Below are 1,927 nucleotides of genomic sequence, written 5' to 3' on the forward strand. Positions count from 1 at the left end.
CGTCGTAGCGCTCGCGCTCGTTGACGAAGGCCTTGGACCAGATCGTCTCCTCGGCCGGCGAGATGAGGCACGGGTAGCCGAAGACGGAGGCCGTGCTCGCGTGGACGAACCACTCGTCATCCACCGTGGCCACGCCGTTGCCGGACGAGAAGATGAAGTCCACGAAGTACTCGCCCTTGAAGGCCTTGTAGAGCCACACCTCGTCGGTGCGCTCGGTGCGCCAGCCATCCTTCTCCAGCACCACGAGCGCCCGTTCCGCGTCCGGCTTGCGCGGGAAGAGGTCCAGGTCCTTCGTGTCCCGATAGATGCCCGTATAGGTGGCGTAGGCGTAGGCCCCGCCGACCAGGAACGGCACACCGGCATCCAGCAACACCTCAATGGCTCGGCCACGGGCGTTGATCTCGTCCGACGTCCGATGCCGCTCCGCGAGCGAGGCGTCGATACCCATATCCCCGGGGTGGTTGGGGTGTCGCTTTTCCATGCGGAGAAGCTAGGAACGAGGGCTTTTTCCCGTCGTCACGCCCGCCCGGTATGCCCGCTGGGCAGGCGAGGGACTTCCAACCCCTTGGAATCACTGCGCTTCGCGCCCTCGAAAAATCGAGGGTTCAGTCTGGAGGGAGGGCGCTCAGCCGAAGATGGACTTCCAGACTTTCTTCGCGGTGTTGCCGACCGACTCGAAGAAGCTGGCGCCGTTGGCGATGACGTTGGCCACGCCGCGCGCGAAGCCCGACTTGAGGTTGCTCCAGAAGGAGTTCTTGGGGAGCTGGATGTCCGAGGCCTTCCGGGCCACGCCGTCACCGCCGGTGATCATCCGGCCATCCTTGGGCACGGTGGTGATCATCACGTTGTTGAGGCCCGTGCCAACCCCGCCCATCTTGAGGTTGTCCCACTGCTTCTGGAACTCGGCGGCCGGCATCGTGTAGCGGTGGCCGCCGGCGCTGTCGGCGATGACCAGATCGCTGATCTTGCCGTTCGCGTCGCGGTTGTAGCCGGTCACCGTCATGTAGTGCAGGTTGGCGTTCTTGTCGCTGTCCGGATCCATCAGCACGATGGGCGGCACGCCCTGGTCCACCATGCGGGCCAGGTCGTCGAGCTTGGCGTCGTTCTTGATCTCCGCGCGCAGTCCGTTGTCACGCGCATACGACACCAGCTTGTCGGGCGCGGTGAACAGGTCGAAGGGCCGGATGGACTTGTCGATCTGCTCGTGGGTGCGCGGCATCCCCCAGTGGGTCATCACGTTGGCGAGCGACGTGGTGCCGCACGCGTTGGTGTTGCCCTGGTTCTGCGCCAGCACGCCGAGGTCGTTGGGAGACAGCTTCGGGGCCCCACCGGACAGCTTGGGAGCGAGCGCGGTGGTCTTGAAGCTGGAGACATCGGAGAAGCCCTGCACCCGGGCCGCGGTGGCGGTCTTCGGAGCCTCGACGGACTTGGGGGCCTCGGCGTCCTTGGGGGCCAGTACACGGGCCTGAGTGGACGGCCCTCCAATCCTGATGGTCATGAACGATCTCCGTGATGTCTGAAGGGATTGTCGCGGGGGGAGCGCGAAAGTTGCCTACCGCGGCCTGGGCGCGCGAACGAGTGTACCGCCCGCCTCGTTCGCCCAGTAGACGTGGTCCGAATCCAGAAGGATTCCGGTGGGGTCCGCCTGGTCGGCGGCGAAGGTCTCGGGCTTGCCTCCCGAGCGAGCCATCCGCCGGATGGTCCCGTTCTCGGCGCCAGCGGCCCAATAGAGGGAGGCGCCATCCAGGGCGAGGGCGCGCGGATGGTCCTCCCCCTCCGCCAGCGTCTCCCGCGCCCCGCCGGCCAGCGGCACGCGGTGGATGCCCCCCCAGAAGGTGCTCCAATAGACGTGGTGCTCGTCGAGCGCGAGGCTCGTAGCGTTGAGGCCTCCCTGGACGAGGACCTCCTCGGGCCCGCCGGCCAGCGG

Annotated in this window: 1 protein-coding gene and 2 pseudogenes; all 3 read right to left on the reverse strand. The window is 66.7% G+C overall.

The window, feature by feature from the left end; all coding sequences use genetic code 11:
• Positions 1-481, reverse strand: a pseudogene (locus tag VF697_RS16445) (hypothetical protein); the annotation flags it as partial.
• A gap of 144 nt (positions 482-625) precedes the next feature.
• Entirely contained in the window at positions 626-1,498 is an 873-nt protein-coding gene (locus tag VF697_RS16450) for a C39 family peptidase (RefSeq protein ID WP_331096039.1), read from the reverse strand.
• 54 nt (positions 1,499-1,552) lie between these two features.
• Positions 1,553-1,927: pseudogene (locus VF697_RS16455) on the reverse strand (hypothetical protein); the annotation flags it as partial.

Source organism: Archangium sp., assembly GCF_036388035.1.
In the GTDB taxonomy this organism is placed as follows: domain Bacteria; phylum Myxococcota; class Myxococcia; order Myxococcales; family Myxococcaceae; genus Archangium.

Excerpts from the sequence above, each read along its gene's own strand:
- VF697_RS16450 (WP_331096039.1), bottom strand. The coding sequence starts at position 1,498 with ATGACCATCAGGATTGGAGGGCCGTCCACTCAGGCCCGTGTACTGGCC.